This window comes from Campylobacter concisus (assembly GCF_002165775.1).
Taxonomy (GTDB): Bacteria; Campylobacterota; Campylobacteria; order Campylobacterales; family Campylobacteraceae; genus Campylobacter_A; species Campylobacter_A concisus_E.
Window position 1 is genome coordinate 75,547 of record NZ_NDYP01000001.1, and the last position, 25,925, is coordinate 101,471.

Sequence of the window (25,925 nt, forward strand, 5' to 3'; positions counted from 1 at the left end):
ATAAGGAAAAATTTTTGAAAAATTTTTTATTTACTTTGTTATCTGTTTTTATTTTTACAGGTTGTGTAGCTACCAAAACACCGCAAAATTCACAAGCTTTTCAAGTTACTTTATTTTCTCCGATGATCAAGATAAATGACGTTGGATTTTTCCATAAATATAAAAATGAGCTAAATTTGCAAATTTATAGTTCTGGTGTAAACACCGCAAACATAAACATAAGAGATAAAATTTGCATAAATAATGCTTGTTTTAACAAGACTGAGTTTAATGAGAAATTTTTTCTAGCCCCGCATTATGAGAGCCTTTTTGAGGAAATTTTGCAAAAAGAAAAGATTTATGATGGCAAAGGCTTGATAAATACGGAGTGTGGTTTTAGCCAAGATCTAAGTTCATATTTTATAAAATACGAGGTTTGCGACAACTACGTCAAATTTGTAGATAGCAAAAACAAAATAAGAGTGATAATAAAAGAGTTAAAATGAGATACATAGGAGCTCACGTAAGTGCGGCTGGAGGTGTGTTCAATGCTCCGTTAAATGCTGCAAAAATAGGAGCAAATGCCTTTGCGCTTTTTACAAAAAATCAACGCCAGTGGAATGCAAAAGAGCTAAGTGCTAGTGAAATAGAGCGGTTTAAGGAAAATCTAAAAATTTCTGGCATAAGCACAAAGCATGTTTTGCCACACAGTAGTTACTTGATAAATTTAGGCCATCCGGATGAGGAAGCAAGAGTAAAGTCGCTTGAGGCATTTGTGGATGAGATAGAGCGTGCTAGCAAACTTGGACTAGAGCTTTTAAATTTTCACCCAGGTTCGCACCTAAAGCAAATAAGTGAAAAAGAGTGCCTAGATAACATAGCTGGCTGTATAAACGAGGCATTAAAACGCACAAGTGGTGTAAAGCTAGTCATCGAAAATACAGCTGCTCAAGGATCAAATTTAGGCTTTAGTTTTAAGCAGATCGCTTATTTGATAGAGCGAGTAGACGATGAGCGCAGGGTTGGTGTTTGCTTTGATACCTGTCACGCATTTGCTGCTGGATATGATCTAAGAAGCAAAGAAGCTTACGCCAAGACAATGGGGGAATTTGATGCGATCATCGGTTATAAATTTTTATCTGGCATGCATTTAAATGATGCAAAATTTGGACTTGGCTCAAAAAAAGATAGACACGAGAGCCTTGGCAAGGGTGAGCTTGGATTTAGTGCTTTTAAAAATATAATAAATGATGATAAAATAGGCGAAATTCCTTTAATATTAGAGACGATTGACGAGAGTATTTGGGAAGACGAGATAAAAATTTTAAGAAATTTCGAAAAGGAAAAACTATGAAAAAAGTGCTATTAAGCATTATTATGGTATCTACTTTGCTAAATGCTGGAGGTTATAAGGTTCCTGAGCAAAGTGCTGATTCTTTAGGTCTTGCTGCTAGTAACGTGGCCTTTAGTTTTGGGGCTGATGCGGCGTATTTTAACCCTGCAAATATGATGTTTTTAGATGGACGCCATCACATAGAAAGTACCCTTGGCTGGTTTCATATAAATAAGCTTGAGTTTAAAAGTGATAGTGGCAAAAGCTATAGATCAGAAAAATTTGACTCGCTAGCTGGTACATTTAGTTTTGTAACGCCAGAAATTTATGAAAACTGGAAATTTGGTTTAGCTCTTGCCGTTCCTGCTGCTGTTGGTGTATCATGGGAGGATCCAGCTACTGCGTTTACCGCTAAAAGGTTTAAGCTACAAGTTGTTGAGCTAAATCCAACCGTGGCTTACCGCATAAATGATAAACTTGCCGTTGCTCTTGGCGCTAGAGGTGTTTACACCAAAGGTAAGATAGCAAGTGACTTTGGACAAATAGGCTACAGAGAGATAAAAGGCGATGGTATGGGCTATGGCTATAATGTTGCACTTACTTATAGACCTATTGAGGATTTAAGCTTTGCTGTTACTTACCGCTCAAATGTAAATTTAGAACTTAAAGGCCATACAGATGCTGATTTTAACGGAGCGCTATCTCCTATAAGCTACCATGGCAAAACAAAAGTCGAGATCCCGCTTCCTGCTCAGCTTGTACTTGCAACTGGATATAAATTTAGCGACTTTACTCTTTTGCTAGCTTTTGAGAGGACGTATTGGTCTAAATTTAAAGGCTATGACTTTGAATTTGGCGACAAGACTGCAGCTCACACGAGTTCTCCGTTTAGTGGGTATTTCAAAACATTCATGGACGACCCAGTTGTCAAAAATGCAAAAGATACAAATACATATAGACTAGGTCTTGCCTATGATGTCAATGAAAAATTTAGACTAATGGCTGGCTTTGCCTATGATGAAGACATTACAAGTAGCAAGCATACTGGATTAGAGCTTCCAAATACTACGTCTAAGGTGTATTCTTTTGGAGTAAATTATAAATTTACGCCAAATCTTGAAATAGCACTTGGATATGTCTATCAACATCGCGACAAAAAGCGTGCAACAGGTATTTCAACAGCTGCTGGAAAAATGTCAGGCGAGTTTGAAACTGGTAAAATCCAGATCCTTGGTACGACTTTTAAATATACATTTTAGTTAGGGTCAATAATGCGATACTCTTATAATAATTTTTATGAAATTTTAACCAAAGTAGCAAAGGAAAATCCAAATCAAGTAGTTCTTTTTGAAGAAAAAGAGAAGCTAAAATATCGCGAATTAAAGCAAAATGTCGATAAAGTGGCAGCTTATTTGCAACTTGCTGGAGTAAAATTTGGTGATAAAGTAGCTATGGCGGTTACAAACTCAAAAGAATTTATCATCTCATACCTTGCGATAACAGCAATAGGCGGTATCGCAGTGCCTATGAATACTTTTTTAAAAGCAAACGAGTTTGAATATATCATAAATGATTGCGGTGCAAAGGTGCTTTTTGCGTCTAGCTCGCTTGCAAAAGAGTTAATCGCATTAAATGAGCTTGAAATTTTAAGAAAGATAATCTGGATCGGAGCAATACCAAAGAAACTTCAAAGTGCCTCAAAGGATGAATATATAGACACTGACGAAGAGTATGGCGAGAGCGCGTATCTCACTTCAACACCTCAAATTTCAAAAGAGGATATGAGCAAGGGCTATGAAAATAATGGCCTTGTTAAAAACATAAATTTTACAGAAACTCTAAATCACAAATACGCTCTTAGTATCACAAAGTATCCGGTAATAGATGATTTAATGCATATAATTTACACTTCAGGCACTACTGGCAAGCCAAAAGGTGCGATGATAAGCTATAAAAATATCTTTTCAAATTTAATTGGAGCTCATGATCGTTTTATAGTGAAAAAAAGCGATCGTTTCATAGTCTTTTTGCCGATGTTTCATAGTTTTACGCTAACTGCAATGGTGTTGCTTCCGATATTTGCGAGCGCTTCGATGGTTCTTGTAAAATCAGTATTTCCATTTTCAAATGTACTAAAACAAACTTTGCTAAAGCGTGTAACTGTATTTTTAGGAATTCCAGCCATCTATACAGCTATCGGTAAGGCAAAAATTCCTTGGTATTTTAGATGGTTTAACCGCATAAGGCTATTTGTAAGTGGTGCTGCTCCGCTTGCTAAGCAAACGATCGATGATTTTAGAGTGAAATTTCCACGTGCAACACTTGTCGAGGGATATGGCCTTAGCGAATGCTCGCCAGTCGTAGCTGCAAATTTATATGATAAACAAAAGCTTTTAAGTGTGGGGCCTGTGCTTGATGGATATGAGGTGAAGATCGTAAATGATGAGATGATGGAGCTTCCAACCGGGGAGATCGGTGAGATCATCATAAAGGGTGATTGCGTCATGCAAGGCTACTATGGTATGCCAAGCATCACTGATGAGACCATAATAAACGGCTGGTTAAAGACCGGAGATCTTGGAAAAGTCGATGAAGAGGGCTTTATCTATATCGTTGATCGTAAAAAAGACCTCATTATATCAAAGGGTATCAACATCTATCCGCGCGAGATCGAAGAGGTTATTTACAAACTTGAAGCAGTTGAAGCAACAGCAGTAATCGGTGTAAAAGACGTACACGCCGATGAAGAGGTTGTGGCATTTATACAAGTAAAAGAGGGTATGGACTTAGACGAAAAAACAGTGAGAGAGCATTTAAAGAAAAATTTAGCGAATTTCAAGATACCAAAGAGTATCTATTTCGCCGAAGAGTTGCCTAGAAATGCCACTGGTAAGGTGCTAAAACGTGTATTAAAAGAGCAAATAGAGCAGATGAAGGATAAATTTTAGTGAAATACTTGCTTGATTTTTTAAACCAGGACCTTAAAAAAAGCAAAATTTATGAGCTGATAAAGTGCGGCGATGAAGAGGGGGAAATTTTAAAATATCTAAGTAAAGCTTATGTGCAAGGAACAGCTAATATGAGCGTTTTTGAGCTACTTGGAGCAGTCTTTGGCACGCAAAATGATAAGCAGCTTTTGTATCTAAAATTTATAAAAAATTTGCTTGATAGTGGTTGGATTGTACAAAATTATAGTCTTTTTAAAATACCTGAGAGCACGCAAAGGGCTTCAACTCAAGGGCTTCTTTCGTTGCTTCATTCTGAAATTTCTCTATCAGCCACATTTTTAAAAATTCTTGAAGATGGCAACGCTGATATAAATTTGCCAGAGCTTACGCCATATGAAGATCATTTGGAGTATTTAAAAGACCAGTTTTTAAAGGTAGAGCTTTACTCAAAGGCTGCTATTTTTGAAAACAGCTCAAGTGATGCCAAAAAGCGTATAAATGAGCAAATTTCTGAGCTTACAAAACGCATAAACGAGCGCGTCAAACTAAGCAAGATCAGCCTAAAGATAGAGCAAATTTTTAAAGAAAACTCACTTGACGAAAAAGAGCAGATTATATTTTTAGCCCTTTTAAAAGAGGAGTACGCGGGCGACTTTGAGAACGGCCGTGATCTAAACACGTTAGTTGGGCTAATAAGCAAAGATGAGCTTGAACGCATCAAAAATCGCACGCTTTTAGAGGACGGCTCAAGGCTCATTGAAGGTGCGCTTATTGATTATGACGAGGTTTTAAACGCTTATGGAAATGTGAGCAAGAGCTTTTTTATAAATGAAGATATTTTGCAAAGCATAATGCACCCAAAAAATGACAAAAATAGTAAAAAAATCAAGATCGAAAGCCTGGTAAAAGAGCAAGAAATTTTTGAGCTAATAGAGCCAGTAACTAGCCTAGAAGATGTCGTGCTAAACGAAAAGACAAAGCAGCTTTTAAGTACAATACTAAAGCAAGTCGATAAAAAAGTGCTCGCTAGACTTAGCAGCTGGGGCATAAAAACTAGAAAAAATATAGACGCCAAGATCATCTTTTACGGCGAGCCTGGCACTGGTAAAACCATGAGTGCCGTTGGGCTTGCAAAAAGCCTAAAGAGGCAAATTTTAAGCTTTGACTGCTCAAAAATTTTAAGCAAATATGTCGGCGAGAGCGAGCAAAACGTAAGGAAAATTTTTGATACTTACAAAGAAATTTGCAAAAAAAGTGGTAGTGAGCCGGTGCTTTTACTAAATGAAGCCGATCAGTTTTTAAGCACGAGAGTGGAGAGCTCGAGCGGAGCTGAAAAGATGCATAATCAAATGCAAAATATCTTTTTAGAGCAGATCGAGCGCTTTGAGGGCGTGCTGATCGCTACGACAAATTTCTTGCAAAGCCTTGACGTGGCGTTTTCTAGAAGGTTTGACTATAAGATCGAGTTTAAAAAGCCTGATTATAACGGCAGGCTTGCCATTTGGCGTAAAATTTTGCCTGAAAATGCGAGCTTTGAAGATGGCTTTAGCGTTGAAAGGCTGGCTGAATTTAACCTAAGTGGCGCACAGATCGTCCTTGCACTAAAAAATACTGCACTAAAAGTAGCTATAAAAGATGATGGGATTTTTACCTTTGAGGACTTTAAAACCACGATAGAGCGCGAGCTAAACTCAAGCTTTGGCGAGGATAAAAAGATGGGATTTGGTTCTTAGGCCTTTCTCTCTTGATTCTATTGTTTGTATAAATTTAAACAAATATAAAAATAGCAAGAGCCACTGACATTGGCGAGTAATCCGCTTTTATCTAATTAGAATTTGCACGATTGTTGTCGCCAAAAATTATAGAAAGTGTGAGCTAAGGTCAAGTTTTGTTTAGAAAAATAGGTCTTGGCTCTTAAGCTCTTCCAAATTTTACTATCTCATGCAGCATATGTTTTGCGCCACGAGGCGAAGTTTAAAGTGCCAGAGATTACTGATCTAAATGTAAAATTTTACTTTCATAGTTAAATTTACGCCTGATTGCCACCAAGATTTATAGCAAGACAGATATCAGCATATTATAGATTTAGCTCGCTCGCCTGTCTCAAATTCACTACTGCAGAGTTTGCAAATGAGTAATTTTTGTCAAAAAATCCCAAATTTTGGAATTTGCCCACTTTGTGATCGCTGTTTGGAATGCGTATTGTGCTTAGAAAGAGTTTTTAATACTTTGTCGTTTTGCATAACACAAAAACCGTCCTCACGAAGTCTAAAATAAAAAGCCTCATAAATTTTAAATTCTCTTTCATGATATTTGTAACAGCGCTTTTTGAAATTAAAAAAGAGATGAGAAAATAGAAATTTATAGGTCCTTGAGCGCAATTTTTACATCCGAAGCAAAGAAGTAATGCGTGATTACTTTAGTAATTAGTATAAAAAATTGATTATATTTTTGGCAAGACTCGAGAAGCTATAAAAATTTTAGTAGCGAAATTTGTCAAAAGGCTTGCAAATTTTAGAAATTTACTGATTGATCTTATCAAGTAGTTCTTCGACCTCTTCAAGTGCAAAGGCCTCTTCTGAGCTTTGTTTTAAGAAGCTCTCCATAAATTCTTTCTTCGAGATCGCAAGGTCAAGCTCCTTGTCACTACCCTTTTGATATGCTCCGATGCGAAGCAGGACCTCATTTTCTTTTAAAAGTGAGTAGAGGCGCTTAAATTTCATCGCATTTAGCTTGTGTTCTTTGCCGATCACGTCACCCATGACACGCGAGGCCGAGTTTTGGATATTGATAGGTGGGTAGATGCCAAAGTCCGTTAGCTCGCGGCTTAGCACGATGTGTCCGTCTAGGATAGAGCGGCTTTGGTCAGCTATCGGATCGCTCATATCATCGCCCTCGACAAGCACGGTGAAAAACGCCGTGATACTGCCCTTGCCCTCCTCTTTGCCAGCGCGCTCCATTAGCTGAGGCAAGAGTGTGAGCGAACTTGGCGGATAGCCTTTTGAGGTCGGTGGCTCGCCAAGTGCAAGGCCGATCTCACGCTGTGCCATCGCAAAACGTGTCACGCTATCCATGATGAAAAGCACGTCATTCCCTTGTTGTTTGAAGTACTCAGCTACGCTCATCGCGCAAAATGCGCCGTACTTTCGCATGAGCGAGCTATCATCGCTGGTTGCTACGATGATGACCGTACCCTCCAGGTCGCCGCCTAGGTTTTTTTCTATAAATTCAGGTACCTCGCGACCACGCTCGCCTATTAGTGCGACTACTTTTATCGGTGCTAGTGTGTTTTTTACGATCATGCTCATAAGGGTTGATTTGCCCACACCTGAGCCTGCGAAAATTCCCAGCTTTTGCCCTTTACCACAAGTAAGTAGCCCATCTATCGTCTTTATCCCAACGCTAAATGGCTCATTTATAAGCCCCCTTTTCATCGCATCTATAGGTGCTCTCATGATCGGCATATATTCAGTCGTCTCGATCGCTCCTTTGCCGTCAATCGGCTTCATAAATGGATCGACCACGCGCCCAAGTAAATTTGGCCCTACTGGTATATTCATACCTTGATCGCTCTCATAGACGAAGTCACCTATCCTAAAGCCCTCGACAAAGCCAAACGGGCTGATATATGCACCATCTGTTTTTATTTGCGTAACCATGCCAAGGCCGTTTTTGCTTTTGTCTTTTGCAACTATCCGTACGATGTCGCCGATGCTTGGGCGAAGTCCAGTTATCTCAATAGTCGTAGCTGTAATCTTAGTTATGATGCCAAAGGTGTTTGAGAGTTTCACACCCTCTTTAAGCTTTAAATTTATGTGCTCTAAGCTCAAAAATGCGTTTCCCTAGGAGAATTTATAAGCGAGAAAAATTCTCGTCTTGTGTCTGCGTTTTTGATAAAGCAGCCCCTAAGAGCCGAGGTCGTAGTGGTTGAGTTTATCTTTTGCACACCCCTCATCTCAACGCACATATGCCTAGCCTCAACCACTACACCAACGCCTTTTGGAGCTATTACGTCCTCAAGCGCCTTTGCGATCTGCTCGGTCATCTGCTCTTGAATTTGTAAGCGTCTTGCGTAGATATTTACCATGCGTGGAATTTTACTAAGTCCCACGACCTTGCCATTTGGGATGTATGCCACATGCACGCGGCCAATAATAGGCAACAAATGGTGCTCACAAAGGCTGTAAAACTCGATGTTTCGCATGAGAACCATCTCGTTATTTGAGCTAGTAAATAGCGCGTCGCCTAGTACCTCTTTTGGATCCTGCTCGTATCCGCTAGTTAGAAATTTAAAAGCTTTATAAACGCGCTCAGGAGTTTTTAAAAGTCCTTCTCTGTTTGGATCCTCGCCTATAATTGTTAGCATATTTTTAACCGAATTTTCAAAACTCTCTTGCATAAATTTTTCTCCATAATTTTATTGCCAAATTCTACGTTAAAACGCCTTTTATATCTATAAAAATTTACAAATTTACAATGAAATAAGGAAAATTCTGCTATATTTTTGGCTAAAAATTTGTATTCATAAAGGAATTAGATGGAAATCAAAATCAAAGCTCTAGATAGCGTAAATACCTTAGCAAGCACGACTATAAGTGCAGATGCTATAAAATCTAGCGTAGAAAAACTAGCAAAAAAAGCAGCAAAAACTATGAAAGTAGATGGCTTTAGACAAGGCCATGTGCCAGTTGCTATTGTGCTAAAACGCTACGAAAAAGAGCTAACAAATGATGCTGAACAAGATGTCTTAAGAGATGTTGTTGATGAGGCTATAAAGCAAGCAGGCAAGAAAAACGATGATCTTATCGGCGAGCCTATTGTTTCAAAATTTGACAGAAAAGATGGTAAGATCGATGTTGAGCTAACAGTTTCATTTAAGCCAAGTGTCGATGTGAGCGGCTATGAGAGCTTGATACCTGAGTTTTCAAACCCACGCGTTTTGAAAAAAGATATCGATGAGAAGAAAACTGAGCTTTTAAAAATGATAGCTCCACTTGAAAAAGTAGAAGGCAAAAGAGGCCTAAAAGTTGGCGATTTTGCTAAATTTGACTTTGAAGGCTTTGTTGATGGCGTTGCATTTGATGGTGGCAAGGCTGAAAACTATGTGCTTGAGATCGGCTCAAATCAATTCATTCCAGGCTTTGAAGATGGCATGGTAGGCATAAAAGCTGGTGGCGAAAAAGATATCGAGGTTAAATTCCCAGAAAACTACGGAGCTGCACATTTAGCTGGTAAAGACGCTATCTTTAAAATAAAACTTCATGAAATTCAAGAGAGAAAAATTCCTGAAAAACTAGATGAAGAGATGCTAAAAACTTTACTTCCAAATGAAGAAAAACCAACTGAAGAGTTACTTGATGAGCGTATAAAAGAGCAAATACGTCAAGAGAAAATTTATAAACTTATAAATGATGAGCTTAAGCCAAAATTTGCTGAAGCTGCGGTCGAGAAATTTAAATTTGACGTGCCAAAAAATATTGTCGAGCAAGAGATCGATATGCAGTTTAGAAACGCATGGAGCTCATTTACTCCAGATGATATGAAGAAATTTAGAGAAGACAAAGATGCTCTTTCTAAAAAACGTGACGAGTTTAGAAAAGACGCTGAAAATAGCGTTCGCCTAACTTTCATAATCGATGAGCTAGCTCGCGTAAGGGGCGTGAAAGTGAGCGATCAAGAGGTCGTTCAAGCGATCTATTTTGAGGCGTATAGAAGCGGTCAAGATCCAAAAGCACACCTTGAGATGTACCGCAATCAAGGCATGCTTCCAGCTATAAAGATGTCAATGATTGAAGAGAAGCTATTTAGCGAGCTCTTTAATAAAGAAAAAGACGAGAAAAAAGCAAGCAAAAAAGAGAAGGCTGAGTAATGAGCTATTACGTTCCTGTCGTAGTTGAAAGAACTAGCAGAGGTGAGCGAAGCTATGATATATATTCCCGTCTTTTAAAAGATAGGATCGTTATGCTAAGTGGCGAGATAGAAGACGGCATGGCTGCTTCTATCGTCGCTCAGCTTCTATTTTTAGAGGCTGAGGATCCAGATAAAGATATCTATCTATATATAAACTCACCAGGTGGTGTGATAACAAGTGGCTTTAGTATCTATGACACGATGAACTACATAAAGCCAGATGTTTGCACGATCTGTATCGGCCAAGCTGCTAGTATGGGTGCATTTTTATTAAGCTGCGGTACGCCTGGAAAGAGATATGCACTGCCAAATTCTCGTATCATGATACACCAACCACTTGGCGGCGCTAGAGGTCAAGCGACTGATATCGAGATACAAGCTCGTGAAATTTTGCGTATGAAAGAGATTTTAAATGGAATTTTGGCAAAAAATACAGGTCAAAAGCTAAGTAAGATCGTAAAAGATACTGAACGTGACTTCTTTATGAGTTCGGCCGAAGCCAAAGAGTACGGACTTGTTGATAAAATTTTGGAGAAAAGTTTTAAATAAGGCCCAAAGTGATAAAGATAGATAATGCACCAGACCCTAAGAAAAAAGCGGTTGAGGTAAAACATATTCTAGAAAAAGAAAAGGTAGATATCTACAGATTTTCAGAAAATGTTTTGCATGAATTAAGCGACGATAATGTTCCATCTACACCAAACAATTACTCTATTTATTTTGAGAAAATGCTTGATGGACAGCCTGATGAATTTAGAAAAGAGATCGGTGATATGATAGTCATAAATTCCGAGATATCAGTACCATCAGGTAGTAATATCTCTATTGAAAAAGAGATAAAGCAAGGATTTATCCAGATAAAAAGTATGCTTCAAGCCGTGGTGCTAATCTATAAAAATTTAGGCATCATGAGAGGCCTAGTACAAAAGCGCATGGATGCACTCAAAAATAATACAAATATCCTAGCTCTTCAAAATGTTTTAAGCGCATTTAATCATGACCTAATAAAATTAAACAGCCTTATGGATAAGCATCTTGATGTCATTAAAGTAAGCTATGATGAAGTAGCCAAGATGCTTAAATCTATTGAAGAGCAGTCGATTTACGATACGACATATGACGTTTATAATAAAAAATTTCTAGTAGCCACAGTACAAAGTGAAGTAGAAGCCGTTAAAAGATATGGCTATAACGCATCGTTTTTACTAGTAAGAGCAAAAGATAGATTTACAAATCGTGTTAAAAATTTAAAAGAGCGAAACAATATGTATAAAGCTATATCACAGCTTCTTTTAAGAACTTCTAGAAGAAGCGATATAGTAGCTCATTATGGTGATGGCTGTTTTGCTATGGTTATGAAATATACTGACGAAAATGGTACAAAACAAGCCGGTAGTAGAATTTTAAATATGCTTTCATCTATACCTTGGAAGATAGATGGTGAAGAGTGCAAGCTTGATATCCAAGTGGTTTCAAGCATGATAACAAAAACAAGAAGCGCTGAAGAATTAATCTCTTACTCGTTAGATCAACTAATACTAACACAAGATGATGAGCAGCCTATATTTTTGGATGAATAAGTAGGAGTTTGGGCTTGATCTTAGAGGTTTTATCTTATCCAAATAAAAAACTTTATGAAGTCTCAAAAGATGTTAAAAATTTTGATGAGGAACTTCACAAACTACTTGATGATATGTATGATACGATGATTGCAAAAGAGGGCATCGGCCTTGCTGCTATTCAGATAGGTGTCGCAAAAAGAATTTTTATTATAAATCTAGCCAATGACGAGGGCGTGCAAGATAAAGAAAATTTAATCGAAATCATAAATCCAAAGTTTGAACTACGTGAAGGAGAATGCATCTATCAAGAGGGTTGCCTTAGTGTGCCTGGCTTTTATGAAGAGGTAAAAAGAAGTGAGGTTGTGGCTATCAAATATCAAGACCGCTTTGGCAAAGAGCAAAGCTTAAAGGCTGATGGGCTTTTAGCTATCGCTATCCAGCATGAAAACGATCATTTAGATGGACATCTTTTTATAGAAAAAATCGGCTTTAATAAACGCAAAAAATTTGACAAGGAATACAAAAAGCAAAAAAAAGAAAAAGTTTCATGAAGTCTTTAAGATGTGCTACTTACGGCGATGGGCTAAAGATAATTGATGTTGAGTCTATCTTCTCTCGCGGGCTTCCTGGTTTTAGCATCGTTGGGCTTGCAAGCGCAAGTATAAAAGAGAGTACAGAACGCGTAAAGGCAGCACTTCTGGCACTTGATTTTTCCTTCCCAGCACAAAAGATAACCATAAATTTATCCCCTTCAGATCTGCCAAAAAGTGGCTCACATTTTGACCTAGCTATTGCTCTTCTTATAGCTCTTCAAAAGGCAAAAAGCTTAGAGAAAATTTTTGTCTTTGGCGAGCTTGGGCTTGATGGAAGCGTAAAAAGCACAGCAAATTTATTTTCTATCTTACTTTTTTTAAGCACGCAGGTAAAAAACGCAAAAGTCTTAGTGCCAAAAGAGATAGCACAAAAAGCTTCAATGATCCCAAATTTAGAAATTTATGCGATTAGTACTCTAGAGAAAGCGATTAGATTTTTTAATGACGCAGAATTTGCAAAAAGTATACGTTTTAACGCCACTCATGAGCTATTTTCAAACGTGATAGAAATTTCTGGCAAAAGATATGTTCCAAATTTAAACTTTGAGCTTGATTTTAAGGATGTTTTGGGTCAAGAAAGAGCCAAAAGAGCCTGCGTTATTGCAGCCGTTGGCATGCATAATATTTTATTTGAAGGCAGTCCAGGCAGCGGCAAAAGCATGTGTGCAAAACGTCTCGTCTACATCATGGTGCCACAAAGCTTAGAAGAGGTGCTAAAGTCTGCCGCCTACCGCTCTTTAAACCTTCAAGATAGCGAATTTACAAGCACCAGAGCCTTTCGCTCGCCCCATCACACTTCAACCAAAAGTTCAATCTTTGGCGGAGGCTCAAATGTCGCAAAGATCGGTGAGATCGCACTTGCAAATGGTGGAGTGCTATTTTTTGACGAGTTTCCTCACTTTGCAAAGCAGGTGATAGAAAGCCTCAGGGAGCCACTTGAGGACAATAAAATTCACATCGCAAGGGTAAATTCAAAAGTGACTTATGAAACTAAATTTATCTTCGTAGCGGCTCAAAATCCATGCCCTTGTGGAAATTTATTCTCTCGCAACTTAAATTGCAAATGCAGCGAAAACGAGATAAAAAACTATAAATCAAGAATTTCGGCTCCAGTGCTCGACCGCATTGATTTAAAAGTTGCTATGGACGAGAGCTCACCAAATGATAGGTCAAGTTTGAGCTCACAGCAAATGAGTGATATGGTTTTAAAAGCCTTTATATTTCAAAAAAAGCGCGATCAAGATGAGCTAAATGGTAAGCTAAATGATGCACAAGTAGAAAAATTTTGTCTATTAGATAATGAAGCAAGAGAAATTTTACAAAAGGCAGCCTTGAAGTACAATCTTTCCCAAAGGGGCATAAAAAGGACACTTAGAGTGGCTAGAAGCATCGCTGATCTTGATGAGAGTGAGCAAATTTTAAAGCCCCACATCTTAGAGGCGCTTAGTTTTAGGGCATAAAGATGAAAAATTTATATTTAGATACGAGAATTTTGGACGAGCGAGCAGGCGAGAAATTTGGCCTTAGCGAAGAAATTTTAATGGAAAATGCCGCCGCTGGCATAGCAAATTTCATCCGTAAGAAATTTAAAAAAGGCGTGAGAGTATTAGGCGTTTGTGGAAGTGGCAATAACGGTGCTGACGTGTTTTGTGCTTTAAGGATGCTTGCTGGAGAGTATGAGTGTGAATTTGTCCTAGCTAGTAAAAGCTTAAAACCACTTGCCGCCAAACAACTTGAAAGGGCTAAATTTGCTGGCGTGCGTGAGAGCAAAGACGCAGAAAATAGCTTAAATAGCGCAAAATGCGTCATAGACGGGCTTTTTGGCTCAGGGCTAAATAGAGCCTTAGATCAAAATTTAAGCGGTCTCATCTCAAAAATAAACGCTAGCCCTGCTTACACCATCGCTTGCGATATGCCAAGTGGACTAAGTAACGATGGCAAGGTGCTAGGTGCTTGCGTAAAAGCAGATATTACGATCACGATGGGAGCTAGAAAGCTTGGGCTCTATAGCGACGCTGCAAAAGACTTTGTTGGCAAGATAAAGGTCGCTGATCTTGGTATAAGCGCTCAAAACTATGAGTGCAAGAGCGACTATCACTTGCTTAAAAAGTGCGACCTCGTGCTTCCAAATAGAAAAAATCAATGCGTAAATAAGGGCGACTTTGGCCACGCATTTATCATATCTGGCGAGCACATAGGAGCTAGCATGCTTTGCGCAAAGGCGGCATTTGCTTTTGGGGCTGGGCTAGTTAGTGTGATAAGTAATGAGAACCTAAATTTGCCAACACATATTATGCAAGCAAGCAAGATAAGTGAGAAAATGAACGCTGGAGCAGTTGGCATGGGACTTGGTGAAAAGGGCATAGAAGAGCTTGATGTGCAAATTTTAAAGGGCAAAAAGCTTGTTCTTGACGCTGATATCTTTTACAGTCCAAAAGTGCTTGATTTATTAAATGAAAACTGTATTTTAACGCCCCATCCAAAGGAATTTTGCTCACTTTTAAAGCTTTGTAATATAGCAGATATTGACGTAAAAACATTGCAAGAAAATAGATTTGCTTATGCTAAGGCTTGGAGTGAGAAATTTAAGGCCGTGCTAGTACTTAAAGGAGCAAACACTATAATCGCCAAAGACGGGCAAATTTTTGTTATGCCTTATGGTAAAAATATACTTGCAAAAGGTGGCAGTGGTGACGTGCTAAGCGGACTTGTGCTTGCCCTTTTAGCTCAAGGCTACGAGCCACTGGATACTGCCATCTCGGCTACACTAGCTCATGCACTAAGCCTTAAAAATTTCAAAAAAAATAGCTACGCGCTCGAGCCAACAGACATTATAAAAGGAGTAAAATGCTTACGAAAAAAATAGCCGTACTTTTTAGCGGTAGTGGCTCAAATTTAGAAGCGATACTTAAAAAAGTTCATAATCAAATTTTTAATGGCATAAAAATTGAAGTTTGCCTTTGTATCTGTAACAAGCCAGGTGCATACGGTATAGAGCGTGCTAAGAAATTTGGGCTTGATACGACGATAATAGAGAGTGCCAAATTTGCAAATAGAGAAGAATTTGACACTGCGGTTGTAGAGCAAATTTTAAAAAGCGGCGCTGAACTAACGGTGCTTGCTGGGTTTATGAGGATATTAACTCCTATTTTTACATCAAAGATAAAAGCCATAAATTTACACCCTTCCATATTGCCACTTTTTAAAGGCGCTCATGCGATAAAAGAGAGCTTTGAGAGCGATATGATGCTCGGTGGAGTTAGCGTGCACTACGTGAGCGAGGAGCTTGACGGAGGTAAACTCATTGCACAAAGAGCGTTTGAAAGAGAAGATGGTATGAGCTTAGAGGATTGGGAGAGCAAAATCCATGCGATAGAGCATGAAATTTTGCCTGATAGCATAATAAAAATTTTAACAAAGGAAACAAATGTTTGAATGGATGACTTCGCCAGAAGCGTGGATATCACTACTTACGTTAACTGGCTTAGAGATAGTTTTGGGTATAGATAATATTATATTTATTGCTATTTTGGTGGGTAAATTACCGCCAGAACAGCGCGGCAGTGGTAGGATTGTTGGCTTAGGGCTAGCCATGGTGACTAGAATTTTACTTTTACTTTCATTGTTTTGGATCATGAAGCTAACAAAGCCACTCTTTACTATCGCAGAATTTAGCATAAGCGGCCGAGATTTGGTGCTTATATTAGGTGGTCTATTTTTACTTGTAAAATCAACCCTTGAAATACATTCTAGTGTTTCTGGCGAAAGCGAAGAACATAAAAATAACACAAAATCACATGCAAATTTCTTGGTTATTGTAAGCGAGATAGCCGTTTTGGATATTGTTTTTTCTCTTGATAGTGTTATCACGGCTGTTGGAATGGCTGAGCATATAGAGATAATGATCATAGCTGTTATTTTAGCAGTTGGCGTGATGATGCTAGCATCAAAAGGTATTTCTAATTTTGTGGACAATAATCCAACAATAAAAATTTTAGCACTTGCATTTTTGGTGCTTGTGGGTATGACGCTCATTGCTGAAGGATTAAGATTTCATATTCCAAAGGGGTATATCTATTTTGCGATGGCATTTTCATTGGCAGTGGAAAGTATAAATATCTATGCAAAAAAGAAAGCAATAGCTGAATAATATTTTTACGACAATGAAAAAGGCTAATGATATGATGGATAAAATGTCAATCAAAAAATTCTAGCCCGAAAAGATAAATCTGTTGAAATTTGAAGGTAAAATTTTGATAAGCATAAAATGCATAATATATAATAGATTGATATTTATTCCGTTGTAATATCAGTGTAAAATATTCTTTCAAGCTACTAAAAATTCGTGAAATAAAGGACATACTTTATAGCTAGGTAGTAAAATAGAGAAGCATAAAAAGCTTGCGTGTGTAAAAAATTAAGTATTTGGCGAAGTATTAATTAATATTTTTGATTGAATTATCTTTTATATATAATTTCTATTAATTTAAGTGTTTTTTAATTGACTTTATAAAAAAAACAAGTTAAAATACGACTTTTTAATGAGGTAGTGGCATAAACTTACAAACACGACTCAGGCGGGGTGTAGCGCAGTCTGGTTAGCGCATCTGGTTTGGGACCAGAGGGCCGAAGGTTCGAATCCTTTCACCCCGACCATGTTAAATGGTGAGTGTAGCTCAGTCGGTTAGAGCATCAGATTGTGGTCCTGAGGGTCGTGGGTTCGATTCCCATCACTCACCCCATTTTGGGCGCTCGTAGCTCAATTGGATAGAGCGACAGACTTCGGATCTGTAGGTTATGGGTTCGACTCCTATCGGGCGCGCCACTTAAAATACTTTATGCGCTCATAGCTCAGCTGGATAGAGCAACGGCCTTCTAAGCCGTAGGCCTCAGGTTCGAATCCTGATGGGCGTACCACTTTATTATTGTTGTGCGGATGTGGTGAAATTGGCAGACACGCCAGACTTAGGATCTGGTGCCCCACGGCGTGAAGGTTCAAGTCCTTTCATCCGCACCATTCTTTTTTATAATCTGAAACAATTTTATGTCATTAAAATTAAAGTTAGCCTTGATTGTAGAAAATATTAGATATTTTTCTTGTTCCTTGACATGTAATAATGTTTTTTGTATAATCTCAATTCTTTTTTAAGCAAATGTCTTGCTAGCTCAGTCGGTAGAGCATCTCACTTTTAATGAGGGGGCCGTTGGTTCGAATCCAACGCAGGACACCATTTTTGGGTTTATGACCCTTTCGTCTAGTGGCTCAGGACTCTACTTTCTCTGTGTAGAAACAGAGGTTCAAATCCTCTAAGGGTCGCCAGATATTTTTTAAATTTTAGGTCGCTTAGCTCAGTTGGTAGAGCGCCACCCTTACAAGGTGGATGTCATAAGTTCGAGTCTTATAGCGACCACCATTTTAGGTGCAGCGGTAGTTCAGTTGGTTAGAATGCCGCCCTGTCACGGCGGAGGTCGCGGGTTCGAGCCCCGTCCGCTGCGCCATCTATTAAACCTTAGGTTAAGGTCGTGTCTCATAAAACACCCATTATTGAGTGTCAAATTAAATTTTAAGATTATAAGTTCTAAGATAACACTTTAAGATTTATTATTGCTATTTAATCTTGCCTCGTTAGCTCAGTTGGTAGAGCATATCACTCTTAATGATGGGGTCGTAGGTTCGAGGCCTACACGGGGCACCATCCATTTTGGCCCATTCGTCTAGCGGTTAGGACACCAGCCTCTCACGTTGGTAACACGAGTTCGAGTCTCGTATGGGTCACCATTTTTTCTAATCCTTTTTTCTTTTTAATTTGTTACATAGAAATTTTTATAGAAAATTTCTTAAAAATGTATACTTATTTGCTTGGCAAATTGCTATTAAAAACGTAAAAATCAATTTTTATAATATTGTGCTTAATGAGTGTGTATTAAGCGATAAATTCTAGAAGTTAGCTTGTAGTAAGCTAAAAAATCTTTATAAATATAATAAAAGTACATCATAGAAACGTGATTACATAGCGTTACAAGTTTTTTGCTTTGATCTACTGGGCAAAATTCATTAAGTGTTTTTAATTTTTAAGCTTAAAAATCGTAAAACAGCCTACATTTAGTATTGTTGATTTAATAAAATGGCCAATTCTCTTTATTTATGAGAAAGATGCTTAAAATTTAAACATACCAGCCATGCTCGTGCGTTAAAAATACATTAAGGCTTACGATAAATATAGCTCTTTTTATAATATAAAGAGCATTTGATAGCAATGCAAAAAATAATTAAATACGTAAAAAAGTTCAACTTAAATAGCAAAAATAAAGGCTAAAATTTAAGCTTAAATATAAAACTTAGCAAGCAAGCTATTTCTTTGCTTTTAGCTTTTGCCTATCATGTCAAGCTTAGCTTTGCAAGCATCTTTATACGGGCTTACAAAATTTGAATCAGAGCACTCATTTAAATAAGGTCTAGCCAACTTAAACTGTTTTTGCCTTATATAGATTTCGCTTATCAAATTTAAAGCATGTAAGCGATCTTCTGGCTCAAGCTTCATATTTAGTATAAATTTCGTCTCGTCAAGCGCCTCATCTAGGTTATCTGTCTTTAGTGAAGCTTCTGAATAGTTAAAATTTATCTTTGGTGAAAATGTATTTATCTTGGCTTTTGTTTGTAGTTCAAGAGCTTTTTTGGCATACGTTGTAGCTATGGCGTAGTCATTACTTTTCATCGCATAGTCGCTTATAGCTGTATATGCTTCGATAATCTTAAAATCTTGGCCTCTTAGCTGCTCAATAGCGCTAATGGTTGAGATCGCCTCCGTAAAGCGTTTTAATGCAAGCAATGAGTAAAACCTGTCAAAAAGAGATGGTGTTGGATCTGAGTATTCAACTGATGAGCCAAGTGAAAGCGCATCATTTGCAGCAATGATCGCATGCTCGTAGTCTTTATTTTTATATAAAATTTTGCTCAAATTTACCAGCCATTCGACCCTATCTTCTAGATTTTCATCTTTTGCATGAGCTTTTGCCAGCTCAAGTGCATCGTTGTAGCGGGCCGTTCTGTAATAGCAGTTAAAGAGCTTAAATTGTGGTAATGAGATTTTGTTTATATCGTAGTTTTCAAGTAAATTTATAACAGCCGTGCAATCATCTTTTATAAAATACTCTTTTGTAAGCTCTAGCGCAGCCTCATTTATCAGCTCCATTGCCTTACTTAAATTTCCATCTTTTGCCATGGTTTTGTAAGATAGTGCATCGGAGAATTTACGCTCTTTAATATCCAGCTCAAGCTCGCTTATTAGAGCCTTTTGGCTAATGTTTGTCCCAGCATATTTTTCAATTAGCTCTTTATATCTAGCATGAAGTGCAGTAGCATTTTTATCCTTTTCTTCAAAAAATAACCCATCTTTTGCTTTAGTCACCTCATCGATATAATCACCATATTTAAACTCTGTCTCATATCTATTTAAGTATTCGTATGCTTTTTTCTCATCTTTTGTTTTGGCTAGATTTAGTGCTAAATTTTTTAAAGCAACTTCATAAAAATCTTTCGTCCTATCGCTATTATTTATCAAAATTTCATAAATTTTAGCAGCCACATCAGGCATATCTTTACTTGCGAATGTAGTTGCAAGATTCATCGACTTTGTTGGGTTGTTCATAAAAAATTTTTCATTCGCATTTGCAATTTTTAGTATAAATTTCTTTGCTTCATCAAATTTTTCTTTATCGATATTTGCATCAGCTAGGCTTAGTGCTGATCTACTTGCAAGGTCGATGTCGTTTGTGGAGTAAAGTACTTTTTCATAGTCTTTTAGCGCCTCTTTTTGTCTGCCTATCTTGTAGAGATAATCAGCATAATCAAGCGCTGCAAGTTTCGTAAATTTTGAGTTTGCGTGCTCTTCGTTTAAGATATCAAGCATATATTTTGCATCACTTGCGATGCTATCTTTTAGGTAGGCTCTAGCGATTAGGTAGAGCACCTCTGGATAGTTTTCATCAGATGGGAATTTTCTAATCCAAGCCCTACCTTCACTTACGATATCTTTTGGCTCGATCTCTTCAAACTCATTTTTTATCTCAAAAATTTTATCAAGAGCCCTTAGACGAAATAGTAAAAATTCACTTGAAAAAAGGCTATTTGGATGCCTTTTTATCGCTGTTTGAGTATCTTTTACTACATTTTCATAAGCGCCCTTTTCATAAGCTCGTTTTATACTTATGTAGATATCAATGTCATTACTATCAAGTCCAGCAATAGGGGCTTTGTTAAGATCAAGCGCTCCAATACTAGGATTTAGCATATCTTTAAAATCAGGTTTAAAATTTAGCCCAGACTTTCTCTTGCTATTTTCACTGAGCGAAGTATCTATGATTATGCTAAAGTGTTTTGAAATGGTTGTTTTTGGGCTATCTTGTACGTTTTGGCTATTATAAAGCTCAGTTTTTATATTTAGTAGTTTTGACGGTGCTTTTGGCATTATGACGATAAAAAGTTTGCCATCTTGCTTTTTATATTTTATATCCATTAATGGCAGTGTCGTATCTTCAATTTTTGGCAAAATTTCATTATCTAGCATGCAGACATAGCGTTTGGTATCGTAAGCTAAAATTTGCTCCACGCATTCAAATTCTTGCTCATCGCTTAGCTGAAGAACGCTATAAGGTTTATCACCATTTGCGCCGCTATTTAGGCTAAGATTAAAAGCGGTTAGATAAAGCGGAAAAAATAAAATAATTAAGAGCTTTTTCATGCCGCAATTATAGTTAAATTTTCTAAAATCCTGAAGCAAAGACAAAATGCTCAATAAATTCCAAAATTGCTCCAGAAAATAAAAACGAAAAGGCCGTTCCAGCTACCGCAATGCCAACAATTACTTTTAATGCCATCGAGATATTTGCGGTGTAGAGATTTTTATCTTTTACGATCGGCTCTTTTAAAAACATAAAGACGATTAGCTTTAAATAGTAATAAATCGCAATGGCAGAATTTATCATGATTATAACGCCAAGCACGACGTAATCAGATTTTATGAGCGATGAGATAAGTACCATCTTACCCCAAAAGACGCTAAAAGGCGGAATGCCAGCAAGAGCGATCATAAAAATTCCCATTATCACAGCGTAGCTTGGTAAAATTTTTATAAGCCCTGAAAATTTCTCAAATGGGTGCTTAAAGCGCTTGTCCCAGCAGACGACATCGTCGCACCTTGCCACCCAGAGCATAGAAAATGCGCCCAAATTTGCAAACAAAAACATGATCCAGTAGAAAAACAAGGCGACATTTGTCTCGTGAGAATTTGCCACAAGCGCGCAAAGCACGACACCAGCGTGAGCTATGGAGCTAAAAGCAAGCATTCTTTTTACGTCCTTTTGTACTAGCGCCATGATATTTGCAAGACTCATAGTAAGCACGGCGATGATGTAAAGAAGGTCTTTTATCCACGAAATTTGCGAGGCCTCAAGCATGGCAAAGACGCGAAGTGCGACGATAAATGCTGCTACCTTTGGTACGATCGACATATAGCCTGCTAATGGTGCATTTGAGCCCTCATAAACGTCTGGTATCCATGTATGAAATGGTATGAGTGAGAGTTTAAAGCCAATGGCTGAGGCGATAAAAACGCAGGCAAGCAGGATGATTAAATTTTGATTTAGGCTAAGGTCTTTTATCACTACGCCAATTCGCGTGATATCGATAGAATTTGTAGCTAGATAAAATATCGCTATCGCCATCGCAAAAAAGCCAGCTGAGAGCGAGCCCATCGCAAAGTACTTGATCGCTGCCTCGACGCTTTTTGCCTTGTTGTGAAGGGCGATTAGGGTGTAGAGGCAAAGCGAACTGATCTCAAGGCCTAAAAAGATGATGAGTAGATTATTTGAGCTCACCATAAATAAAAATCCAGCGATCATAAACAAAAATAGAGCGTAATACTCGTAAATTTTGTACTCAAAATACTCTTTTGTGCTAAGTGCAAGCGGGATAAAAAGGGCTGAGGCGATTAGGATGATGACTTGAGAGATGACCGAAACGCCATCAACTAAAAGCATATCCCAAAAGCTAAGGCTAAGACCGTTAAAATCAAGTATTAGACCTAAATTTACAAATATTGCGATAATACAAAATACGCAGTAGAAATTTCTTGAAAGATCTTTTTTTATGGTGCCAACGATTAAGATAAAAAGCGCAAAAATTATCATGCTAAGCATCGGAGCAACCGAAGATAAAGAAATTTCTTTAAGGTCTAAAAAGGCTATTTCGTTCATAGTTTGCTCCCGCCATTTAAAGATAAAATCTTATCCTTTGTGTCGCTATTTACAGCTCTAGTTTGCATTTTGCTTATGATATTTTGCACGCTTGGCTCAAGCGGCTTTAGTATTAAATTTGGAGCAACACCAAGAGTGATGATAAGCAAGCAAAGTGGCACAAGAGCGGCTAGCTCTTTGAAATTTAGATCTTTTAGGCTTAAATTTTTCTCCTTACACTCGCCAAAAAATACCCTTTTATAAAGCACTAGCATATAAACAGCGCCCACGATGATGCTAAAGCCACCAAGTAGCGCAAAGAGCTTGTTTAGCTTAAAGACGCCAAGCAGGCTCAAAAACTCGCCAACAAAGCCAATCGTTAGAGGTAGGCCGATACTTGCAAGCGTTGCTATAAAAAATATGAGCGCGTACTTTGGCATGACCTTGGCAAGGCCACCAAATTCGCAAATTTCTTTGGTGTGAGCCCTCTCATAGATGACGCCAACTAACAAAAATAGCGCACCACTAACGATGCCGTGGCTTATCATCAAAAATATTGAGCCACCAAGGCCTATTAAATTTAGTGAAAAAATGCCAAGCATGATGACGCCCATGTGTGAAATGGAGCTATAAGCGATCACTTGCTTTATGTCGCTTTGTGCGTAGGCAACGAGGGCTGCGTAGATGATCATAATGATGGCTATGACGCAGACAAAGCCACTTAAAAGTAGGCTCGCGTCTGGAAAAAGCGGTAGTGAAAATCTCACAAAGCCGTAAGTGCCCATCTTTAAAAGCACGCTAGCAAGCAGCACCGAGCCGATAGTCGGAGCCTGTCCGTGCGCGTAAGGTAGCCACGTATGAAATGGAAATAATGGAGTTTTCACACCAAAGGCAAAGAAAAACGCTAAAAATAGCCAAATTTGAGCGCTTTGCCCGATACTAAGCTTGTACCAGTCAAGCAAGCTAAAGCTAAAGACGCCGCTTTTTTGATAGCACAAATAGCCGATAAAGATGATCGCTACTAGCATAAAGACAGAGCCTAAAAATGTATAGATGAAAAATTTAATCGCAGCATAAATTCTATTTTTACTGCCAAATGCGCCGATGATGTAAAGTAGCGGTATGAGGCTAAGCTCCCAAAAGCTGTAAAACAAGATCATATCAAGCGCGCTAAAGACGCCCATCATCGTGCTCTCTAAAAATAGCACGCTAATAATTAGATGCTTTAAATTTCCATCATCGCTAAGTGCCACGATAGAGATGAAGCTCATAAATGCACTAAGTACGATAAGTGCTAGCGAAATGGTATCGATGCCCACAAAATAGCTGATATTTAGGCTTGGTATGAGTGAGACTTGATGTGTTAAAACAAAGTCATAACCCTGAAAATCAACATTGACGCAGATAAAAATGGCTAGTAAAAGCTCTATGAGAGCGATGCTTGCTCCATAAAATTTGATGCTTTTATTTTCTATTAAAAAGCCAAGTATCGCGCTTATTGCAGGGAAAAATATGATTACACTTAGCATTATTTGGCTCCGTTTAATAAAAATATAAAGCTTAAAAGCAAGGCAAATCCTGCGACCATAAACCTAAGCATAATGCTTAAGTCGCCACTTTGCATTTTGTTTGCTAAAAATGCAAATTTATTTAGCGCCATTGCGACTAGATCGACACTATGATCGATTATCATCTCATCAATCTTTTTACAAATTTGTGAGATCAAAATGTAGCCATTTATAAAAAATTTCTCATAAAATTTTGGTATAAAGTAGGCATTTTGCAAAATTTTGTAAGCTTTATTCTCACAAATATTCTCTTTAAAAATTTCTTTTTTATAGGCAAATACTGCAAAGCCAGCGCTTGCTAGCACCAGACTAAGTGTTAAAATAAGTAAAAAAATTTCACTACTGTGAGATAAATTTAGTGAAAAATCTTTTAAGCTTTTTTCTAAAAACTCACTAAAGTTACTCCAAAAAAAGCCACTTATGACTGAGAGAATTCCAAGCATGCCCATGCCAGCTAGCATATAGTTTTTAGCTTCATGAACGTGTTTCTCGCTCTTTGGCTTTGTGAAAAAGACGAGCATAACGAGCCTAAAGCTATAAAATGCCGTAAGTACGGCACCAAAGAGCAAAATGATCCATAAAAATTTATTTTCACTAAAGGTGACTTCTAAAATTTTATCTTTAGAGAAAAAGCCAGCAAATGGATAAAAGCCAGATAGTGCGCAGCTTGCGATGATAGAAAGAAGCGCAGTTGGCTTCATAAATTTATAAAGCCCACCCATTTTTTTGATATTTAACTCGTCATTCATCGCGTGCATAACGTTGCCAGCGCATAAAAATAGAAGTGATTTGAAAAATGCGTGCGTGACAAGGTGAAAAAGCGCGATCTTATAAGCGCCAAGACCAGCAGCTACAAACATATATCCAAGCTGCGAAAGCGTCGAGTAGGCGACTATTTTTTTAAGGTCGTTATGTACTAGTGCAATGCTAGCGGCAAATATCGCCACAAAAGCGCCAAGGCAGGCTATAAAGTGCGAGACTTCTGACACATTTGTAAAGATGAAATTTGCACGTATCACTAGATAGACGCCAGCTGTTACCATGGTTGCTGCGTGGATGAGTGCAGAAACTGGAGTTGGCCCCTCCATAGCGTTTGCAAGCCAGGTGTGAAATGGAAACTGTGCGCTTTTACCCATGGCGCCTATAAAAAGAAGTGTTGCAATGATGCCTAAATTTAGCCCGCTAAAATCGTTTCTAGCGGTAAAAACCTCGCTAAATTTAAGTGAGCCAAAGCTATAAAATATATAAAAAATGCCAACAAGCATCGCAAGGTCAGCGACTCTATTCATTATAAAGGCTTCGTTTGCAGCGATATTTGCACTAGCTCTTTTATACCAAAAGCCAATGAGTAGCCACGAGCAAAGTCCAACACCCTCCCAGCCGATGAAAAGTCCTATAAAATTATCACTTGATACAAGGACGTTCATGCAAAATACAAAGAGTCCTAAATAGCTAAAAAAGCGGTTAAAGCTTGCGTCATCTTTCATGTAGCCAATGGAATATATATGCACTACACTGGCCACCACACCCACAGTGCTAAGCATAACAAGGCTAATGGCGTCAAGATAGAAGCCAAAATTTAAATCCAGACCACCAAAATTTATAAATTCTTTTAGTGATAAATTTAGCGGTTCATCTATGCCAAGACTGGCTGCTAGCATAAGTGAAGCGGTGGTGCTAATAATCATGAGAAGTGAACAAAAAACACCAATTAGTAAATTTTTACTGCTATGTGAAAAAAGTCCAGAAACGATAAAGCTAAGAAGTGGAAAAAATAGCGAAATACAAAATAAAATCAT

General features: G+C 38.0%; 19 protein-coding genes and 11 tRNA genes. 24 read left to right on the plus strand and 6 right to left on the minus strand.

Going from position 1 to position 25,925, the window contains the following annotated elements:
* Positions 1-14: 14 nt before the first annotated feature.
* From B9N66_RS00410 to B9N66_RS00430, 5 genes are read left to right on the plus strand one after another with little or no spacing between them, the layout of a single operon-like run.
* Positions 15-485 carry a hypothetical protein gene (locus B9N66_RS00410; protein ID WP_087579429.1) on the plus strand — a complete coding sequence of 157 codons (471 nt, stop codon included), beginning with the start codon at positions 15-17 and terminating at the stop codon, positions 483-485.
* Positions 482-1,333, plus strand: a complete 852-nt coding sequence (gene nfo / locus B9N66_RS00415; protein ID WP_087579430.1) for a deoxyribonuclease IV — start codon at positions 482-484, stop codon at positions 1,331-1,333. The genes B9N66_RS00410 and nfo overlap by 4 nt, the downstream gene beginning before the upstream one ends.
* A complete protein-coding gene (locus B9N66_RS00420; protein ID WP_087579431.1) occupies positions 1,330-2,571 on the plus strand; it encodes an OmpP1/FadL family transporter in 1,242 nt (413 codons plus the stop codon). Before nfo ends, B9N66_RS00420 begins: the two co-directional genes overlap by 4 nt.
* 12 nt (positions 2,572-2,583) lie before the next feature.
* Positions 2,584-4,260, plus strand: coding sequence for a fatty acid--CoA ligase (locus B9N66_RS00425; protein ID WP_087579432.1), 1,677 nt, complete (start codon positions 2,584-2,586; stop codon positions 4,258-4,260).
* Positions 4,260-5,993: an AAA family ATPase gene (locus B9N66_RS00430; protein WP_087579433.1), complete on the plus strand. Its 1,734-nt coding sequence runs from the start codon at positions 4,260-4,262 to the stop codon at positions 5,991-5,993. The genes B9N66_RS00425 and B9N66_RS00430 overlap by 1 nt, the downstream gene beginning before the upstream one ends.
* 789 nt (positions 5,994-6,782) lie before the next feature.
* Here the strand turns inward: B9N66_RS00430 and fliI are convergent.
* Together fliI and folE are read right to left on the minus strand one after the other, a co-directional pair.
* Positions 6,783-8,090, minus strand: a complete 1,308-nt coding sequence (gene fliI, locus B9N66_RS00435) for a flagellar protein export ATPase FliI (RefSeq protein ID WP_087579434.1) — start codon at positions 8,088-8,090, stop codon at positions 6,783-6,785.
* Entirely contained in the window at positions 8,087-8,659 is a 573-nt protein-coding gene (folE, locus tag B9N66_RS00440; protein WP_087579435.1) for a GTP cyclohydrolase I FolE, read from the minus strand. Before folE ends, fliI begins: the two co-directional genes overlap by 4 nt.
* Positions 8,660-8,797: 138 nt before the next feature.
* Between folE and tig the strand changes: the two genes are divergently transcribed.
* The 19 genes from tig to B9N66_RS00535 all read left to right on the plus strand — a co-directional run bounded on the left by tig (position 8,798) and on the right by B9N66_RS00535 (position 18,104).
* The gene (tig, locus tag B9N66_RS00445; RefSeq protein WP_087579436.1) at positions 8,798-10,129 is read left to right on the plus strand and encodes a trigger factor; all 1,332 of its coding nucleotides are present in this window, start codon (positions 8,798-8,800) and stop codon (positions 10,127-10,129) included.
* Entirely contained in the window at positions 10,129-10,719 is a 591-nt protein-coding gene (clpP, locus tag B9N66_RS00450) for an ATP-dependent Clp endopeptidase proteolytic subunit ClpP (protein ID WP_085657936.1), read from the plus strand. The genes tig and clpP overlap by 1 nt, the downstream gene beginning before the upstream one ends.
* 8 nt (positions 10,720-10,727) lie before the next feature.
* Entirely contained in the window at positions 10,728-11,750 is a 1,023-nt protein-coding gene (locus tag B9N66_RS00455) for a GGDEF domain-containing protein (protein WP_087579437.1), read from the plus strand.
* A 14-nt stretch (positions 11,751-11,764) separates the two neighbouring features.
* A complete protein-coding gene (gene def, locus B9N66_RS00460) occupies positions 11,765-12,283 on the plus strand; it encodes a peptide deformylase (protein WP_087579438.1) in 519 nt (172 codons plus the stop codon).
* Complete coding sequence (locus tag B9N66_RS00465) at positions 12,280-13,785, plus strand: YifB family Mg chelatase-like AAA ATPase (protein ID WP_087579439.1); 1,506 nt, start codon at positions 12,280-12,282, stop codon at positions 13,783-13,785. Before def ends, B9N66_RS00465 begins: the two co-directional genes overlap by 4 nt.
* 2 nt (positions 13,786-13,787) lie before the next feature.
* Positions 13,788-15,191: an NAD(P)H-hydrate dehydratase gene (locus B9N66_RS00470; RefSeq protein WP_087579440.1), complete on the plus strand. Its 1,404-nt coding sequence runs from the start codon at positions 13,788-13,790 to the stop codon at positions 15,189-15,191.
* Positions 15,173-15,760 (plus strand): phosphoribosylglycinamide formyltransferase, encoded by a 588-nt coding sequence (gene purN / locus B9N66_RS00475; RefSeq protein ID WP_087579441.1) that lies wholly within the window; start codon positions 15,173-15,175, stop codon positions 15,758-15,760. The genes B9N66_RS00470 and purN overlap by 19 nt, the downstream gene beginning before the upstream one ends.
* Positions 15,753-16,475: a TerC family protein gene (locus B9N66_RS00480; protein ID WP_087579442.1), complete on the plus strand. Its 723-nt coding sequence runs from the start codon at positions 15,753-15,755 to the stop codon at positions 16,473-16,475. The genes purN and B9N66_RS00480 overlap by 8 nt, the downstream gene beginning before the upstream one ends.
* Before the next feature lie 428 nt (positions 16,476-16,903).
* A tRNA-Pro gene (locus B9N66_RS00485) sits at positions 16,904-16,981 on the plus strand.
* A 9-nt stretch (positions 16,982-16,990) separates the two neighbouring features.
* A tRNA-His gene (locus tag B9N66_RS00490) sits at positions 16,991-17,067 on the plus strand.
* A gap of 6 nt (positions 17,068-17,073) precedes the next feature.
* Positions 17,074-17,150 (plus strand) — tRNA-Arg (locus B9N66_RS00495).
* A gap of 15 nt (positions 17,151-17,165) precedes the next feature.
* A tRNA-Arg gene (locus B9N66_RS00500) sits at positions 17,166-17,242 on the plus strand.
* Between the two features lie 15 nt (positions 17,243-17,257).
* Positions 17,258-17,342: transfer RNA gene (locus B9N66_RS00505), tRNA-Leu, on the plus strand.
* 138 nt (positions 17,343-17,480) lie between these two features.
* Positions 17,481-17,556: transfer RNA gene (locus tag B9N66_RS00510), tRNA-Lys, on the plus strand.
* Between the two features lie 13 nt (positions 17,557-17,569).
* Positions 17,570-17,645, plus strand: a tRNA-Glu gene (locus tag B9N66_RS00515).
* An 18-nt stretch (positions 17,646-17,663) separates the two neighbouring features.
* A tRNA-Val gene (locus B9N66_RS00520) sits at positions 17,664-17,739 on the plus strand.
* An 8-nt stretch (positions 17,740-17,747) separates the two neighbouring features.
* Positions 17,748-17,824, plus strand: a tRNA-Asp gene (locus B9N66_RS00525).
* Between the two features lie 121 nt (positions 17,825-17,945).
* Positions 17,946-18,021: transfer RNA gene (locus B9N66_RS00530), tRNA-Lys, on the plus strand.
* Between the two features lie 8 nt (positions 18,022-18,029).
* Positions 18,030-18,104: transfer RNA gene (locus B9N66_RS00535), tRNA-Glu, on the plus strand.
* Positions 18,105-18,690: 586 nt separating this feature from the next.
* Here the strand turns inward: B9N66_RS00535 and B9N66_RS00540 are convergent.
* The 4 genes from B9N66_RS00540 to nuoL are packed head-to-tail and all read right to left on the minus strand — an operon-like array spanning position 18,691 to position 25,925.
* A complete protein-coding gene (locus tag B9N66_RS00540; protein WP_087579512.1) occupies positions 18,691-21,066 on the minus strand; it encodes a tetratricopeptide repeat protein in 2,376 nt (791 codons plus the stop codon).
* A gap of 22 nt (positions 21,067-21,088) precedes the next feature.
* Positions 21,089-22,579 carry an NADH-quinone oxidoreductase subunit NuoN gene (nuoN, locus tag B9N66_RS00545; RefSeq protein WP_087579443.1) on the minus strand — a complete coding sequence of 497 codons (1,491 nt, stop codon included), beginning with the start codon at positions 22,577-22,579 and terminating at the stop codon, positions 21,089-21,091.
* On the minus strand, positions 22,576-24,087 hold the full coding sequence (locus B9N66_RS00550) for an NADH-quinone oxidoreductase subunit M (RefSeq protein ID WP_087579444.1): 1,512 nt from the start codon (positions 24,085-24,087) through the stop codon (positions 22,576-22,578). Before B9N66_RS00550 ends, nuoN begins: the two co-directional genes overlap by 4 nt.
* Positions 24,087-25,925 (minus strand): NADH-quinone oxidoreductase subunit L, encoded by a 1,839-nt coding sequence (nuoL, locus tag B9N66_RS00555; RefSeq protein ID WP_087579445.1) that lies wholly within the window; start codon positions 25,923-25,925, stop codon positions 24,087-24,089. Before nuoL ends, B9N66_RS00550 begins: the two co-directional genes overlap by 1 nt.

Bases quoted from the DNA above. Each gene is read 5' to 3' on its own strand.
- folE (WP_087579435.1), bottom strand. From the start codon at position 8,659: ATGCAAGAGAGTTTTGAAAATTCGGTTAAAAATATGCTAACAATTATA.
- nfo (WP_087579430.1), top strand. From the start codon at position 482: ATGAGATACATAGGAGCTCACGTAAGTGCGGCTGGAGGTGTGTTCAAT.
- B9N66_RS00540 (WP_087579512.1), bottom strand. From the start codon at position 21,066: ATGAAAAAGCTCTTAATTATTTTATTTTTTCCGCTTTATCTAACCGCT.
- B9N66_RS00480 (WP_087579442.1), top strand. From the start codon at position 15,753: ATGTTTGAATGGATGACTTCGCCAGAAGCGTGGATATCACTACTTACG.
- clpP (WP_085657936.1), top strand. From the start codon at position 10,129: ATGAGCTATTACGTTCCTGTCGTAGTTGAAAGAACTAGCAGAGGTGAG.
- nuoL (WP_087579445.1), bottom strand. From the start codon at position 25,925: ATGATTTTATTTTGTATTTCGCTATTTTTTCCACTTCTTAGCTTTATC.
- B9N66_RS00465 (WP_087579439.1), top strand. From the start codon at position 12,280: ATGAAGTCTTTAAGATGTGCTACTTACGGCGATGGGCTAAAGATAATT.
- B9N66_RS00550 (WP_087579444.1), bottom strand. From the start codon at position 24,087: ATGCTAAGTGTAATCATATTTTTCCCTGCAATAAGCGCGATACTTGGC.
- purN (WP_087579441.1), top strand. From the start codon at position 15,173: ATGCTTACGAAAAAAATAGCCGTACTTTTTAGCGGTAGTGGCTCAAAT.
- nuoN (WP_087579443.1), bottom strand. From the start codon at position 22,579: ATGAACGAAATAGCCTTTTTAGACCTTAAAGAAATTTCTTTATCTTCG.
- B9N66_RS00425 (WP_087579432.1), top strand. From the start codon at position 2,584: ATGCGATACTCTTATAATAATTTTTATGAAATTTTAACCAAAGTAGCA.
- B9N66_RS00420 (WP_087579431.1), top strand. From the start codon at position 1,330: ATGAAAAAAGTGCTATTAAGCATTATTATGGTATCTACTTTGCTAAAT.
- tig (WP_087579436.1), top strand. From the start codon at position 8,798: ATGGAAATCAAAATCAAAGCTCTAGATAGCGTAAATACCTTAGCAAGC.
- B9N66_RS00470 (WP_087579440.1), top strand. From the start codon at position 13,788: ATGAAAAATTTATATTTAGATACGAGAATTTTGGACGAGCGAGCAGGC.